General features: G+C 68.0%; 12 protein-coding genes and 2 pseudogenes. 6 read left to right on the top strand and 8 right to left on the bottom strand.

The annotated features are described in order from the left end of the window. Positions 1–13 precede the first annotated feature (13 nt). From fxsT (ACZ56U_RS38545) to ACZ56U_RS38530, 4 genes are all read right to left on the bottom strand, one after another. A complete protein-coding gene (fxsT, locus tag ACZ56U_RS38545; RefSeq protein ID WP_469088601.1) occupies positions 14–2,740 on the bottom strand; it encodes an FxSxx-COOH system tetratricopeptide repeat protein in 2,727 nt (908 codons plus the stop codon). Positions 2,741–3,661: 921 nt separating this feature from the next. After that, positions 3,662–6,505 (bottom strand): FxSxx-COOH system tetratricopeptide repeat protein, encoded by a 2,844-nt coding sequence (gene fxsT, locus ACZ56U_RS38540; RefSeq protein ID WP_469088600.1) that lies wholly within the window; start codon positions 6,503–6,505, stop codon positions 3,662–3,664. Between the two features lie 528 nt (positions 6,506–7,033). Further along, the gene (locus ACZ56U_RS38535; protein ID WP_469088599.1) at positions 7,034–8,215 is read right to left on the bottom strand and encodes a hypothetical protein; all 1,182 of its coding nucleotides are present in this window, start codon (positions 8,213–8,215) and stop codon (positions 7,034–7,036) included. Positions 8,216–8,275: 60 nt separating this feature from the next. Further along, positions 8,276–8,566: a hypothetical protein gene (locus ACZ56U_RS38530; protein WP_469088598.1), complete on the bottom strand. Its 291-nt coding sequence runs from the start codon at positions 8,564–8,566 to the stop codon at positions 8,276–8,278. A gap of 382 nt (positions 8,567–8,948) precedes the next feature. Between ACZ56U_RS38530 and ACZ56U_RS38525 the strand changes: the two genes are divergently transcribed. Then, positions 8,949–10,040: a hypothetical protein gene (locus ACZ56U_RS38525; RefSeq protein WP_469088597.1), complete on the top strand. Its 1,092-nt coding sequence runs from the start codon at positions 8,949–8,951 to the stop codon at positions 10,038–10,040. Between the two features lie 15 nt (positions 10,041–10,055). Here the strand turns inward: ACZ56U_RS38525 and ACZ56U_RS38520 are convergent, their stop codons facing one another. Then, positions 10,056–10,226: a pentapeptide repeat-containing protein gene (locus tag ACZ56U_RS38520; RefSeq protein ID WP_469088596.1), complete on the bottom strand. Its 171-nt coding sequence runs from the start codon at positions 10,224–10,226 to the stop codon at positions 10,056–10,058. 272 nt (positions 10,227–10,498) lie between these two features. Then, positions 10,499–10,633, bottom strand: a complete 135-nt coding sequence (locus ACZ56U_RS38515; RefSeq protein WP_469088595.1) for a hypothetical protein — start codon at positions 10,631–10,633, stop codon at positions 10,499–10,501. Between the two features lie 137 nt (positions 10,634–10,770). Here ACZ56U_RS38515 and ACZ56U_RS38510 point away from each other — a divergent pair, with 137 nt between their 5' ends. The 5 genes and pseudogenes from ACZ56U_RS38510 to ACZ56U_RS38490 all read left to right on the top strand — a co-directional run. Further along, a complete protein-coding gene (locus tag ACZ56U_RS38510) occupies positions 10,771–11,607 on the top strand; it encodes an alpha/beta fold hydrolase (RefSeq protein WP_469088594.1) in 837 nt (278 codons plus the stop codon). Continuing rightward, positions 11,600–12,184 (top strand): TetR/AcrR family transcriptional regulator, encoded by a 585-nt coding sequence (locus ACZ56U_RS38505; protein ID WP_469088593.1) that lies wholly within the window; start codon positions 11,600–11,602, stop codon positions 12,182–12,184. Before ACZ56U_RS38510 ends, ACZ56U_RS38505 begins: the two co-directional genes overlap by 8 nt. Before the next feature lies 1 nt (position 12,185). Further along, the gene (locus tag ACZ56U_RS38500; protein WP_469088592.1) at positions 12,186–12,638 is read left to right on the top strand and encodes a hypothetical protein; all 453 of its coding nucleotides are present in this window, start codon (positions 12,186–12,188) and stop codon (positions 12,636–12,638) included. Between the two features lie 48 nt (positions 12,639–12,686). Continuing rightward, positions 12,687–12,776 (top strand): annotated as a pseudogene (locus ACZ56U_RS38495) (hypothetical protein); the annotation flags it as partial. Positions 12,777–13,103: 327 nt separating this feature from the next. Continuing rightward, a pseudogene (locus ACZ56U_RS38490) lies at positions 13,104–13,235 on the top strand (IS5/IS1182 family transposase); the annotation flags it as partial. A gap of 86 nt (positions 13,236–13,321) precedes the next feature. Here the strand turns inward: ACZ56U_RS38490 and ACZ56U_RS38485 are convergent. Both ACZ56U_RS38485 and ACZ56U_RS38480 read right to left on the bottom strand, forming a co-directional pair. Next, positions 13,322–14,725 (bottom strand): VanZ family protein, encoded by a 1,404-nt coding sequence (locus ACZ56U_RS38485; RefSeq protein WP_469088591.1) that lies wholly within the window; start codon positions 14,723–14,725, stop codon positions 13,322–13,324. A gap of 78 nt (positions 14,726–14,803) precedes the next feature. After that, complete coding sequence (locus ACZ56U_RS38480; protein WP_469088590.1) at positions 14,804–15,217, bottom strand: hypothetical protein; 414 nt, start codon at positions 15,215–15,217, stop codon at positions 14,804–14,806. Between the last annotated feature and the right edge of the window lie 384 nt (positions 15,218–15,601).

The following is a 15,601-nucleotide window of genomic DNA, read 5'->3' as shown; positions in this document are numbered from 1 at the left end:
CGCGTCACCGGGTTCACTCTCTCGACCCAGGCTCTCCCTGCCCCTTACCCAGCCTCTCCAGCCACGCGGCAGTGCGACGGGTCTCAGGATGATCCTCACCCAACACCCGACGCCGACGCTCCAACGTCTCCTCACCCAGAACACGCGCCTCCCCCACCCGACCCACATCCCACAGATGCACGGCCAGATTGTTCGCGGTGAGCAGCGTGTCGGGGTGATCCGCCCCCAGCACCCGACGCCGGCCCGCCAGCGTATCCTCCCCCAACACCACCGCCTCCTCCACCCGACCCACAGCCGCCAACCGGATCGCCAGGTTGGAGGCCGTACGCAGCGTGTCCGGATGCTCCACACCCACCACCCGCCGCTGCACCGCCAGCGTCTCCTCCCCCAACACCAACGCCTCCTCCACCCGACCCACATCCGGCAGAATGGCGGCCAGGTTGGACGCCGTGCTCAGGGTGTCGGGATGATCCACACCCAGCACCCGCCGCTGGCGCTCTAGCGTCTCCTCCCTCAACACCACCGCCTCCTCCACCCGACCCACAGCCCGCAGATCGAGGGCCAGGTTGTACGCCGTGCGCAGGGTGTCGGGATGCTCCGCACCCAGCACCCGACGGTGACCCGCCAGCGTCTCCTCCCCCAACACCAACGCCTCCTCCACCCGACCCACAGCCGCCAGATCGAGGGCCAAGTTGGACGCCGTCCGCAGGGTGTCGGGATGATCCTCACCCAGCACCCGCCGCCGGCCCGCCAGCGTCTCCTCGCGCGAGGCCAGGGCTTCCTCGTACCGCCCCAGCGCCCTGAGCCGGTTGGCGAGGTTGGTGGCGCTGGCCAGGGTGTCGGGGTGGTCGTCGCCGTAGAGGCGTCGGCTGCGGTGGAGGGAGTCTTCGTCCAGGGCGCGGGCGCGTTCTGCGTCCTGGGTGTCGTTGTAGGCGCGGGCCAGGTCGTTGGCGGCCCCCAGGGTGTCGTCGTGGTCGGGGCCCAGCTGCTGCAACAAGGTGTCGTACAAGAGCTGCAGGCGGCCTCGGGCGGGGTGGGGCTGGCCGCGGTCCATCAGGTACCAGCACCCGCCACGCATCGCCCACCGTCCTGCTGTGGTGGTGAGGGAGGCCGGGTCCACGGCCAGCAGGTGCGGCAGCAGCACCTGCCACACCGGCCACCCCACCGGATCGATCATGTCTTCGGGGGCCGCCGCGATCAGGAGAGCTTCCGCATCCAGTGCCGCCTGCTCGCGCTGGGCTGGGGTGAGCTGGTCGGCCAGCACTGCCTGGGTCAGACGGTGCAGCTGGACGGTGCCGTTCTGGGTACGGGCCAGACTGTGCCGGGCGATCGCCTCCACCACACCCCCAGCACGCAACCGCGATGCCAGGGCCTCGCTCAGGGCGGGAGAGGTCTGATCGGGCAGGTGGCCGGCGCAGGAGGTCAGGGGGAAGGGCTCGGGAGCCAGCAGAGCGAGGGCGGCCAGCACAGCGGCAGCACCCGGATGCTCAGCTGCCAGACGGTCGGTGGTGAGGCGGACCTGCGCGGCTAATGACACCGGATACCCCGACGGGCGGCCCTTGGCCAACACCTCGGCCGTGCTGCGGGCGAGTTCGGCCGTCAGATCGTCCGCCGACAGGGCCCGGGTGAGCAGGGCGGCGGCTTGGGCGAGCGCCAGGGGGAGGTCGTCCAGGGTGTGGGCGAGGTGGTCGGCGTCCGCGTCGGAGAGGTCGGCGCCTTGGGCGCGGAGCAGGGCGATGGATTCGGTGCGGGCGAGGGTGTCGACGTTCAGGGGGAGGGCGTAGGTGTGCCAGTGGGGGTTTCGGCTGGTGATCAGGACGTGGCCGGTGGTGCCGCCGGGCAGGAACGGGGCCAGGGTGCTGGGGTCTTCGGCGTTGTCGAAGACCAGCAGCCAGCGCGACATCGTTCCCAGCTCTGCCATCAGCAGCTCGACCGCCTCGGCAGGAGGCGTGCCGGCGGGCGCGGCACCAATCCGGGCGGCGAGAGCGGCGAGCTGCCCGGGGATCAGGGCCGAGTCTTCGGCCGTGATCCACCAGACGAGTTCGTACTCGCCGGCGAACCGGTAGGCGTACTCGATCGCCAGCTGGGTCTTGCCGACCCCGCCTCGGCCGTGGAGGGCCTGGATCGCGACGCGTTGGTCGGACGCGAGGGCTTGGCGTAGGTGGACCAGGAGGTTGTCGCGGCCGGTGAAAGCCGCGTTACGGGCCGGCAGGTTCTGTACCCGGGGCAGGCTGCCGGGCAGGCGGGGGCCGCTGGCGCCGACCTGCCGTAACACGCTGTGGGTGCCGGGGAAGGGCGGCTTCGTCTGCGGCCGGGCCGGTCCGTTGACCGCTTCCAGCAACACCTTGCGTGCTTCTGTCGCGTCCAGGTCGAACAGGTCCCGGCTGAGCAGCGGGCGCAGGATCGCCGGCGGATCCACCCTGGAAATGCGTACGGGGGTGATCTTCTCCCGCATCGCCACCATCGCGGTCCACTCCGGGGTCGTGAACCGCTCCGGTTCGAAGTACGCCGGGGAGAACAAGGCGAGCAGGCGACCGCGTTCGAGGGCGGCGTTCATCTTCAGGACGAAGTTGTCGCCGGTGCCCCAGTCCCAGTAGTCCAGCTCGACCTGGTGGCCGGCGTCCAGGAGCTGCCAGCCGACCCACTCCGCCCACGCCCGATCCGCCCCCGCGTGACTGATGAACCACCGCCGGTCCGACGTACCGTCAGATGCCTTGCCGAACCCGTCGATCACGCTCATCGTGTCCCCCGAAACCACGCCCCGTGCTGCGCACCAGCGTATGGCCCGCGTGCCCGCCGACACCTCCTCCTGCACCAGAAGGAGGTGTGACCGACCAAGTGGGCCGGGGCGAGCCGACATCATTTCTGAGGAGCGGTCGGCAACGTGGGCGAGTGCGACGGGATCGAGGAAGCCGTCGGTGTCGACGACGGTCCGGCGGCCGGCGGACCCGTGGGGACCTCAATGTCGATGCCAGACGCGAGGAAGCCTCCGATCACAATGACCGCCGCAGCTGCCGCTACAGCCCACCCGAGCCGCTCACCTTTGGAGGCAGGAGAAGCGGTGCCAGGCGTCGGCTCTGTCCAGCGGTACACCAAGCAACCGATCACTATCGCGACGCACGTCACGAGGACAGTCGCGTGGCTGGCGGTTACGTTCACTTAGGGCCCCTTGGGTCCGGGGGCCTGCCCGTCTCGACTCCACATCCAGCGGGCCGGCCCCACACTTTCCGGGCCCACCTCGGACCCGGTCCACCCCTGAGGAGGAGTCGGCCGAGTCCAGACAGGACGAAGGCCCAACTCTCCTTTGGAGAGGAGAGACGGGCCCAAGACCCGTATACACGACTTTTTGGATCCGTGGGGAAGTGCATCCCATATCTCCGGTCTCAGCACCCGTTCGTGTCGCCGAAAAGGGCGTCGGCCCCTTCCGATATCGGAAGGGGCCGACGCGCGGGAGCGACTCACCACTAGGGCGGCGGACTCCAGGCCGCTGATCCAGCACAGCGCCCACAATCTCTGCAGCCACTGGCACACTGCAGCCCTCGCCCACCGAGGCACCGCAAACTGATCAGTGCAGGCCAGACCACCCATTACTGATCAGAAAAACCGCTCCTGGACAGATGCGCTGGTAGGGGGTACGGGACGGCAGAACATGACACAGACTTCACCCACCAGCGCGTAACTCTCCCTGCCCCTTGACCAGCCGTGCAAGCCAGTTGGCCGTACGGCGGGTCTCAGGGTGATCCTCACCCAACACCCGACGCCGACGCTCCAACGTCTCCTCCCCCAACACACGCGCTTCTTCCACCCGACCCACATCTCGCAGATCCACGGCGAGATTGTGGGCAGTAAGCAGCGTGTCCGGATGCTCCACCCCAAACACCCGACGCTGCACCTCCGACGTCTCCTCACCCAACACCACCGCCTCCCCCACCCGACCCACAGCCGCCAGCCAGATTGCCAGGTTGGGCGCTGTAGTCAGCGTGTCCAGATGCGCCGGCCCCATCACCCGACGCTGCGCCTCCAGCGTCTTCTCACCCAACACCACCGCCTCCTCCACCCGCCCCACAGCCGCCAACCGGATCGCCAGGTTGGACGCCGAGCGCAGCGTCTCCGGATGCTCCGCCCCCAGCACCCGGCCCTGTATCTCCAGCGTCTCCTCCCCCAAGGCCAGCGCTTCCTCCACCCGACCCACACTCACCAGCCGGCCCGCCAGGTTGGACGCTGCGATCAATGTGCTTGGATGCTCCGCCCCCAGCACCCGGCCCTGTATCTCCAGCGTCTCCTCCCCCAAGGCCAGCGCTTCCTCCACCCGACCCACAGCCGCCAGATGGTTGGCCAGGTTGGACGCCGTTTGCAGCGTGTGCGGATGCTCCACCCCCACCACCCGACGCCGCACCCCCAGCGTCTCCTCACCCAAGACCACCGCCTCCTCCACCCGCCCCGCAACTGCCAACCGGATCGCCAGGTTGGACGCCGAGCGCAGCGTCTCCGGATGCTCCATCCCCAGCACCCGACGCCGCCCCTCCAGCGTCCTCTCGTCCAAGGCGAGGGCTTCCTCATGGCGTCCCGACGCCCACAGCCAAGTGGCAAGGTTGCTGGCGCTGGTCAGGGTGTCGGGGTCGTCGTCGCCGTGGAGGCGCCGGCGACGGGCGAGGGTTTCTTCGTCGAGGGAGCGGGCGCGTTCTGGGTCCTGGGTGTCGTGGTAGGCGCGGGCCAGATAGTTGGCGGCCCACAGGGTGTCGTCGTGGTCGGGGCCCAACTGCTGCAGCCAGGTGTCGTACAACTGTTGCAGCCGCTCCCGGGCCGGGCGGGGCTGTCCGCGGTCCATCAGATACCAGCACGCCGCACACACCACGTCCCGGCCCGGGCTGGTGGTGAGGCGAGCAGGGTCGATGGCCAGCGCGTGCGGGAGCACCACCTGCCAGGCCGGCCACCACCGCGGCTCCCCCGGGTCTCCGGGGAAGGCCGCTGCCAGGAGAGCTTCGGCATCCCGCATCGCGCCCTTGCGTGGGGCGGACGTGAGCTGGTTGGCCAGGACGGCCTGGGTCAGGCGGTGCAGCTGCACGCTGCCGCTCTGGGGGCGAGCGAGGCTGTGCCGGGCGATCGACTCCACCACCCCTGCGGCGCCCAGCCGGGACGCCAGCGCCTCTCTCAGCAGCGGGGAGGTCTGCTCGGACAGGTGGCCTGCGCAGGAGGTCAAGGGGAAGGGTTCGGGAGCCAGTAGCGCCAGCGCGGCCATTACAGCGGCCGCGCCCGGGTGATCAGCTTCCAGGCGGGTGGTGGTGAGGCGGACCTGTGCGGCCAGCGACACCGGATAGTCATCCGGACACCCCTCCGCTAGCACCTCATCCATGCTGCGGGCCAGCTCAGCCTCCAGGTGCGCCGCCGACAGACCCCGCGTGAGCAGCGCCGCCGCCTGGACAAGCGCCAACGGCAGATCATCCAGAAGGTGGGCCAGGCGGTCGGCTTCCGTATCGGAAACCACCGCGCCCTGCGCGCGCAGCAAGGCCACCGATTCGGCCCGGGTGAGGGTGTCGACGTCGAGAGGGACAGCGCGGGTGCGCCAGTTCGGGTTCCGGGACGTGATCAGCACATGCCCCGGCCCGCCCGGCAGGAACGGGGCCAGAGCGGCGGGATCCTCCGCGTTGTCAAACACCAGCAGCCACCGTGGTATCGCCCCCAACTCCGCCAGCAGCAGCTCCACCGCGTCAGCAGGCGGGACACTCGGGGGTGCGAGATTCATCCGGGCAGCGAGCGCAGCCAACTGACCCGGGATCAGGGCCGCATCCTCCGCGGCAATCCACCAGGCGTACTCGTACTCGCCCGCGAACCGGTACGCGTACTCCAGGGCGAGCTGGGTCTTGCCCACCCCGCCCCGGCCATAAAGGGCCTGGACGGCTACGCGTTGGCCGGAGGCGAGCGCCTCACGCAGGTGGACCAGGAGGCTGTCGCGGCCGGTGAAGGCAGCGTTGCGGGCGGGCAGGTTCCGCACCCTGGGCAGGCTCCCCGGCAGGCGGGGGCCGGGGCCGCCGTCCCGGGACAGCATCCCCGGCGGCCGCGGTGGCGCCGTTCCCGGGCGGGACGGGCCGCTGATGGCCCGCAACAGTGCTTCGCGGGCGGTGTGGTCGTCGAGACCGAACAGGTCCGGGGCAATCAGCGGCCGCAGGACAGGCGGAGGGGTGACGTCGGCGATACGGACCGGGGTGATCTTCTCCCGCATCGCCAGCATCGCTTCCCACTCGATCGTGGTGAAGCGCTCGGGCTCGAAGTAGGCCGGCGAGTACAAGGCCAGCATCCGGCCCCGCCCTAGGGCGGCGTTCATCTTTGCGATGAAACTATCGCCCGCACCCCAGTCCCAGCAGTCCAGCTCCACCTGCAACCCGGCGTCCAAAAGCTGCCAGGCGATCCACTCCGCCCACGCACGATCTGCACCCGCATGACTGATGAACCACACACCCTCTGACGTGCTGGCAGGTGCCTTGTCAGGCATGTCGATCGCGTTCATCGTGTCCCCCCGAAAGCACGCCGCGGTGCTGCGTTTCAGCGTAGGACTCCGGCACTGATCCGGGCCCGGCTTCACCGTCATCTGTCCAGGACTGATACGGGCTTCCCACGACACCGGATCCGGAGCTCGCGCGTCGGCAGCGCGAGCACCAGCAGCACCTTGATCAGGCCCGCGAAACCGCTGAAGCAGCCGAGGCGCTTCTGCGTGAGCGGGGCGCAGAGCACGACGCAGCGAAGGCTGCTGTAGCGAGCACGCGAGGATCTCCAGCGGGCCGACCAGGAGCAGCGGCAGACTGAGAAGACCCAACAAGCGGCCTCGGCAGCGCTGGGCCGGGCCGAGCAGGAAGCCCTCGAGGCCTCGGCCGCCGTCGACCGTCTCGCCAGTCCGCGCCGCAATGACGTGGATCCTGCCGGAGCCGATGCTCGCCGCGCCGACGGACCATAGGCGGAAGCCGCCATCGGCGTCGGGCTGTGACATCGGCGGTCGATGGCACCACCCGGCGCTTCCAAAGCAGCGGGGTGCGCAGCGTCAATCGTCCTCGTCGATCTCGTCGTCGGTCATCTTCTCGTCGAGGCCTCGCAATAGCGCATGCATGTTTAGCAGTGCTGGGACCAGGTACTCCTGCCGGATCGAGGTGTACGAGGCGGTGTGGCAGATCGCGTGTCGGTTGTGCTTCCCCTGCACGGTGGTGCTGTCGACGAAGGTCTCCGACAGCGGCCGGACTACGAGATGAGCGCGTAGCTCGAAGATGCCGACACTCCGTGGCGGTAGCGGCGCATGGCTGATGACGAACGTCACCGCCTTGCCCGGCCCGCGTTGGCCGATCTTGCCACCGGTAGCGTCGACGACGTCCTTGAATTCGTCGCGGTACCAGTGCAGTGCCTTTGTCTCCATCGCGGTATAGATGACATCAGTGGCCAACGACAGGGCTGCTTCCCACAGGTCGGCGCGCGCCGCATCGATGGCACGCTGTCCCAGACAAGCCAGTTCCTGCAAGTCCTCCTGCTGGACCTCGTCGAGGCCATCAGCGATCTCGACGAAGAGTGCCTCACGCTGGGCATACAAGTAGGAGTACCGGCTTTTACGGTCCGGTGCGTCGAGCAGGGCACGGAGATGTCGCCTGCTCGGCGCCCACATGAGGCCGATGCCGTCCGTCGTCGCCATGTCGATGAGCTGTCGCCACTCGGTCTCGTCAAAACCCTGCAGGTTGGGCGGAAAGAGCAGCTCCGCCAGCCTCTCGGCGAGTCCTGGGACCGCTGGTGACAGCGGACGCACCAGGTTTCCGAAGAGGTTCGGCAGTCGAGCGTCGACGCCGTATGGCACGGAGGTGATGAATCCCTGGCCGATACGGTCGAAGCGTGCGGTTCGGGCGGTGGTACGCCTCAGCGCATCAGCGATACCCGCGTCGAAGAACGCTGTTCCGAACGGGCCAGGCCCCAGGATGTCTCGCGCCCAGGCGCTCTGCCGAGCGTGCAGGTCGATACCTCGACCAAGGTAGCTGGTCCGTAGAACCGGAACATCAACCCTGATGCCAACGGTCGCTGTCAGCGAGTTCTGCTCGGCGATCCGGTCAATCACCTTCTGAACGCCCGTCCCCACGTTGATCGGCCGCGTTATCGCCGCAACAACGGGCGACCGCAGCACGTCGGCCACTCCCGATCGCTCCAAGAAGTCGAACGGAGATGTCACACGAGGCTTCTTCTGACGCATACGACCATGATTCCGCAGAGCACTGACACCGCTGGGGAGGTGCGAGGACCTTCCACCGGCTCAAGCCACCGCGTCAGCCGTCGGCGGTTGCGGCCATGTACTGCAAGGCGTCTGCGGGCGGCGCAGGGCGCGCACGGCGTCGTCGAGGCGGAGGTGCCGCTCGCGTGTCGACTGAACGTTCCAGGTTGTGTCGAGGTCGGTCTGTGCGTGAAGAGTGCCCATGTAGCGGTCGTCATCGTAGGCGGCCCAGCTGGGCCGGTCCGTATCGATGGGCCGGACCAGATGCAGCGGGCGTTCATCGACGCTACGTGTGAATAGGTCGTCTTGCGGGAGTTGAAATTCCTGACTCATGGGGGTCGTCCTGGTAGGGCACGAGGACGTCGTGCGCAGAGGCGGAGGCTGGGTGGATCCGAGAGTGGAGCGACGGCGATGGCGCTCGGTCAGGCACACCCGTGACGGCTGGCACAGCTTCGCCGTCAGAGGCCGTCCGGCTGAAAGCCCGGGTGCGGCAATCCGGCGACACAGCGGCGTGTCATCCAGGGCCTGCCGCTGTCGAGGTGGTGGAATCCGAAGCGGGCCCGGCGGGGCCCCTGCCCTGTGCCCGACCCGACATCGAGCACGTCGTGGAGAAGCCAACTCGGCTGGCACCGCCGCATGGTCCGGATGTTCCTCGTGGCTCTCTGCCGCGCGCGCTGTGTCGGGACGGCTCCGCGGTGCTGAGGGGCTTCGAGTCGTGAAGACAACCGCCATCGAACGTCGCGCTGTCCTGCTGCGTCTGTACACCGGGCTGCCCTGGCAGTCCGCCCTGCGCCGGGTCGAGGCCGCCGCACCCGGCACACTGCTGATCCCACAGCCGGACGCCGACCAGCTCCTGCTGGAGGCCCGAGTGATGGCCGCACCGGCCTGGCGCCGGATCACCACCGTGCACCCGTGGGGCATCGAATACGTCGACCCCCGCCCGGACCGCCTCCTGATCCGCTTCGAGACCAGCCCCAGCGAGCGGCACTACCCGGACGACACCCAGGCCCTGGACCTGGCCGGGACGCTGCTGCCGCGCGCCGACGAGCACGGCGACGTACTGGGGGTGCCCGGGGCCCGTGCCCGCATCGAGGGCGAGAACGTGGTGCTGCGCGTGCTGGACACCTCCGCCTCCGTCACACTGTCGGGTCTGGACCCCGAGGAGTGGCTGCGCGCGGTCGACCTTGCGGACCAGCGGTTGCGCCCCTACGGCATGACGCCCTGTCATCGCCAGGCACCGGACCAGTGGCACCCGGCCGAGCGTCCCTCCCGGCGGCAAGGCCGCCGGGGCGCTGCGGCCTCGGCCTGGCTGACCAGCGGGCTGCTGCGGCGGATCGGCCTGATCCGCACTCTGGGAGTGCCGCTGGCCGTGACCGGCTGGCTCGGCGACCGCGAACGTGGCGGCAGCGAGCGCTGGGTCATCGACCCCACGTTCGCCGCAGGTGACGGCGCAACCGGCCACCGACGGCTGACGGCGCTGCTCGCAGCGCCCGGATGGGGCCTGCCCCTCGCTCCCGTGGACGAGGCATGCAACTGCCATCTGCCACCCGGCTGCAGCGACCAGTGCACCACCATCACCGCCGGCCCGGCCCGTCAGCCAGGAACGCTGGAAGTCCGCGCGATCCGGCGGCGCGGCGACCGACTGAAATGGATCCAGGAGCACCGTCCAGCAATCTACGCGGCCCAGCAGCACCTCGCCCTCCCCGTGCCCGCCTGGGTCGACCGCTGGCTCGCCACCGGCGGACCCTCCGCTCCGGAGGCATCAGCCGGCGACACGGTTCGGACACCGTCCACAGGGCTTGGCTGAGCCGGGCCAGAGCGCTCAGCGCTTGACGCGGTTACGGACGTCCTGGAAGGTCGCCGACCTGAACCAGGCGGTGTCCTTGAAGGTCGTCGACTCGAACCCGGCGGAGCCCTTAAAGGTCGCCGACCCGAACCCAGCGAAGCCCTCGAAGATCGCCGAGCCGAACCCGGCAGAGCCCTCGAAGATCACCGAGTCGAAACCGGCGGCGCCTACGCGGGCGTTACTGGTTGCGGGGTCACGGAGGGCGTTGAGTAGGGCGTTGAGGAGGGTTCGGTGAAGGTGGTGCCCCGGTGGTCGATGCTGGCGCCGGGAGTCAGGCCGGCCAGGTAGGCGTCGCGGTCGGCGTCGGCCAGGTGGGCGAGGCACTCCGTGTGGCCGGGGACGTGGATACCGCGGCAACCAACGGGGTCGGCAGCAGGGTCTGCACCGTATGCGCAGTGCGGCCAGGTTGGCGGTACGGATCAGGCGGGCGAGTCGGCAAGCATTCCGGCGGCCTCGGGGTTGAGCTCGTTGCGGCGACGGTGCAGCTCCTTGATCTTCTCGTGCAGTTCGGGATCGTCGTCATCGCGGACGTCGAAGGTGTCCAGGCGCTCCACCTCGAACTGAGCTGGACCTTCCTCTCGCTCGCTCTCACCCGGTACCCGGCCAGGGTTGACACTGTTGGCTATGTACATTAGCTTTTAGCTAGTCGCATTAGCTTATAGCTATTGCGCTTAACGAGCAGGGAGATGTCATGACTGAGCTTGTCTCCGTCCCGGGCGGCACCATCGCCTACGAGGCCGCTGGAGAAGGCCCCTTGGTCGTCCTGGCCCACGGCATGGGGGACAGTCGCACGGCGTACAGGTTCGTCATGCCGCGTCTAGTGGCGGCGGGGTATCGAGTGGCCGCGGTCGACCTGCGGGGCTGTGGCGAGTCGAGCGCGCAATGGCCTTCCTACTCGCGCACTGACATCGCGGGCGATCTGCTCGCGGTGATCCGTCACATCGACAGCGGTCCGGCCGTCCTGGTGGGCCACTCGATCTCCGGCGGCGCCGCCACCATCGCGGCCGCCCACGATCCCGATCTGGTCAGGGGCATCATCGAGCTGGGCCCCTTCACTCGCGCGCAGTCGATCAAGCTCGGCGACTTCCGCTCGAAGAGCTACCGCCAGGGTGCCTTCCGACTGCTCGGCGCCAGCCTCTTCGGAAGGGTCGGACTGTGGTCTCGCTATCTCGACCATGCCTACCCGGGCCGCAAGCCGGCCGACTGGACCGACCGGCTGGCCCGCATCGAGGCGATGCTGGGCGAGACCGGCCGGATGCGGGCGCTGCAGAAGATGGGACAGTCGGCGCCGACGGACGCCGGCGCACAGTTGGGCAACGTACGGTGCCCCGCCCTGATCGTGCAGGGCTCGCTCGACCCCGACTGGGTCGATCCGCGCGCCGAGGGCGAGGCGATCGTGGCTGCGATGCCGGCCGGTGTCGGAGAACTCGCAATGGTCGAGGGAGCCGGCCACTACCCGCACGACCAGTACCCCGAGGAGACGGTGTCCCTGATGCTGGCCTTCCTGGAAGCACACGTCCGTGCCTAGGGCGGGCCTCGATAAGAGCGCCGTCGTCGCGGCGGGAGCAGCCCTCGCCGACGAGGTCGGTCTGTCGGGTCTGACCATGGGCCTGGTGGCCGACAGGCTCGGCGTACGGCCGCCGTCCCTGTACAAGCACGTCGGCTCCCTGCACGAACTGCGGCACGGTATCTCCGTCCAGGCCAAGCGCGAATTCGCCCATCAGTTGGCCCGGGAGTCCGTCGGCCGTTCCGGTCCGGACGCTGTCCGGGCCTTCGCCGACAGTTACCGCCGCTGGGCCCTGGAGCATCCCGGCCGTTACGCCGCCACCGTCCCCGCGCCAGCAGCCGATGACGAGGAGGACCGCCGCGTCAGCGAAGAGGCGTTGCAGGTGCTGCTCGACGTCCTCGCCGGTTTCGGCCTGCCCGACGCGCGCGTGGTCGACTCCGCACGGGCGATGCGATCAGCACTCCACGGGTTCGTCACCCTTGAGGCCGCCGCCGGCTTTCAGATGCCCCGCGATGTCACGCGGAGTTTCCACTTTCTCATCGACACCCTGATCGCCGGCTTCCAGGCCGACCCTCCTGACCGCGCCTCCGAAGGATGACATGGCCGCCACCGATCCCTCCCCATCCCCTCCACAGGTATCAAGCACCGTGAGGACCAGGACGCAACGGCCGGGGCACGACTATGTCCGAGGCGGCGTGCGCGTGGCCGCTGAGGTAATTGCTTGGGTGGGCAGCCCGTGGGCTCTGTGGTCGCACTCCGTCCCGCTGGCGATCGGCGCCGTTCTGCTGCTGATCGGGCTGCCTGCCGTTTTCAGCACGCCGGGCGACCGGCCCGGCGCAGACGCGCCCGTTGCGGTGCCGGGCATCGTCACCATCTTGCTGGTCGTGCTCCATCTGGTGGCGGCGGCAGCGTCTGCGTGGGCACTGTGGGGGACGTGGATCGCCGCAACGGTGACTCTCCTGTGTCTGGTCGTGCCGTTCACCGAGCTACCGCGCTGGCGAGCTCTGCTGAGCACGACCCGCGATCAAACTGAGCGCCCAGCGCGCCGGTGACCGCGCAGACCTGGGCTCTGTTCTGCGCTACAGGCGGCCCAGCCCGACATCAGCCACGCCTGCGGAATCTCCGAGACCCGCCGGATCGCCGCGATGACCGAGGCGTACGACCGCATGGTGGCCCCGAACTGCCCGCTCGGCCCGATCGCGCTCGCGGCCAGCCTGCAACTCGACTTCGCGATCGCCGACTCCTCATCCAAGAACAGGCACTGGGCATCAGCTACGGCGACAGCAGCGGCCTGCTGGACCACCTCGCCGGCACCACGCCCTTCACGTTCCGCGACGGCTACATCCACCGCCTGGCCGCGCCCGGTCTGGGCATCACCATCGACTAGGACGCTAACGTCTGAGGGCTGCAGCCAGTACACCCGGACGGTCTTGGTCGTGGTCGGGCCGCCGCCGGTGAACTGGGACCGGATGGTGGGCAGCCGCAGTATGCGGCATGCGGCATGCGGCATGCGGCATGCGGCACGAGCACCGGTCGAACGAAGCGTCGCGAGACTGAAGTCCTGGCGCGTCTTCCGCGGAGCCCGCTGCAGCCCCAACCGCATGACGGTCATCGCCGCTGCCATCCTCACCCTGGAGCGTCAACGCTGAAAACGCTCACTCACCGTATGACCGCCGCACCTGGTTGGGGGAGTTGTTCGCCCTCACCAGGACAGCTGCGCATCGCAACGGCAGAGTCAGCTGGTCTTGAGAAGGTGCCCGCCGCTGTCGTACACCTGGCCGGTGACGGCGTTCACGCGGTACACGTCAACCGCTGCCGCCTCCTGCGGAGCCTCGCCCCTTCCGCTGCTGGGCCACGTCACGTTCACAAGCCAATTCGGCAGCAAAGCACCGTCTTGCTCGACTGCTTTCACAGTGACCGCTTTGCTGTGCCATTCTGCGCCAGTTTTTCCATTGGATCGAAGTTGTGCCGCTACCGCTTTGTCTACTGCTTTTTCGGCCTGCCCGGCGTCGAGTTTGACCTTGGGAAACTTTGCCCGGGTCGGGCCAAGGGTGACGTCAATCTGAGATACACGTCCGGCCCTGTCTACCTGAACGTCCAACATCCTGGGCATCAGAACGTTGTTGTGCGTCCATCTCCAGGCCGTGATCCAGCCAAGTTCGGCCTTCTCACCCACGGGGACCGTTTCTGTCATGGTCGCACCCATCGCCCACGGATACTTTCGCTGGGCGTACGAATTCGTGATACGAGAGGCTGTTGCATCGCTGGAGGGGACTTTCACGCCTTCCACCGGGTATCCCATAACGGTAGACCGGTCGCTGTTCTCCAGCTGTACGTTCAGGTGCTTCTTGTCCGGCCAGGAAAGGCTGCCAGTGCCGAAGTCTTCGGAGTGTTCCTCTTCACGGCTGTGCAGGTGGAAGATGATGTTGGTGCATGAGGAGTCCCCACACGGCTGCTCGTACAGCTGCCCGATCTTGTAACGGTCACCGAATGCCTCTTTCACGGCGGCCTCAACGGCCCGCTTCTGCTCGGAGTCTGTGCCGGCGAGGCTTGTGCCGTCAACGTTCGTGAGGTCGAGCATCGGACGCGCGAATCCCGATCCCAAGAGGAGCAGTGCCGCGAAGGCAATCAACGTCCCTTTTATACCCGCTTCCCAGGCGAGCGAGTGGCGGATCGCGAGGACAATTGCAACAATGGCGAGCCCAATCAAACCTCCGACAATATTCATCTCGGCATCTGAGCTATCGCATACGCGCCCTAGGCCATTGACGGTGGCCTGAGTGAACTCAATGGCCAGGGGCAGTGCGATGACGCCGAACAGGACAGGTAGCGGGCGACGGATGGCCAAGAGGGCACATGCGCCAACGGGGACCATCATGGCAAGGTTCCACAACCCTTGCGTGGTGAGGAAGGGCTCGGCGAACCTATGGTTAAGGACGCATGCGCCGCTGGCCGAGCCGGCGCCCATAAACGTGACACCGAGGACGCCGGTGAGAACAAAGGCGAGTCCGAACCACCATACGCCGTGAGGGTTCCTTCGTTTATTGGCTAGCGTCCACGCTGCACCGCCGCAAACGAGGCCGATCAATGTGCACACGGCCAAATAGCCAATGTGGTGCTGGAAGATCGCGGAAAACACGGCGCGGTTCCTTGCATGGTCAGGTCAAGACTGGGGGAAAGGCCCCGCCCTGGCAGGCGGGGCCTATGAGGCTCTGGTTCAGCAGTGCGAGGTAGGCGTCTGGTACGTGCTGCCAGTGGCGCTCATCAGGCCGATTATGTTCGAGCAGTAGGCGCTTTCCCCCAGCGACCAGGTGTGGTACTTCGTCTGGCCCGAGCTAATGGAGACGGCGCTGGCGTAGTGGCTGGTCCCCGAGCGCGAGTAACCAAGCTTGATGGAGACGGCAGATCCGCTCTCCTTGTAGTACTCGGTGGTCATGATGCCGCTCGAAGCCTGCTTGATGGCCAGGATGCCGTTGGTCAGCGTGGTACACCGATGCATGGGCTCGCTCGAGGCGGTGAAGCCAGCACTGTCACAGTAGGTGACGGCCGAGGCGGTCGGCGCGCTGACCATGACAGAACCTGCTGCGAGAGCAAGAGCGGTGAGAGTGGCGTTGGCAACTCTGCGGCGCATGGGATCCCCTTAGATGTATTGCATATGCCAACCTCCCCGGCGCGCGGAGAGGTGGTGCTGGGTGGAAGGTGTTGTGATCACCTGATCGCGCGCTGCCTCTCGGACGGATTGGGTGATCCGGGGGCGAGGGGCTGCGCATGATCAACGTTGCCATGGACCTGAACAGCTGTGGTGCGCACTCCGTCCACGGCTTCCTATGCAATGCGTCCACGCCGGAGAGGCGCCTGCCAACAGTGGAAAAGGTGCCTGCAGCCAGGCCAACACCGCTTTCACCTTCCGCCCGGGAGTAGCAACGTGGACTTCGTCGTGACGATCGTGCGGGACCGGTGTCCGAGCCGGTCGAGCGCCTCCCCCAGAGCGACAACAACGCCGAGCCGCTGCCCG

The sequence above is a fragment of the Streptomyces sp. NPDC034103 genome, from assembly GCF_055575395.1.
The sequence above is the reverse complement of the archived record's forward strand: the minus strand, read 5'-3'. Positions and strand labels throughout refer to the sequence as shown.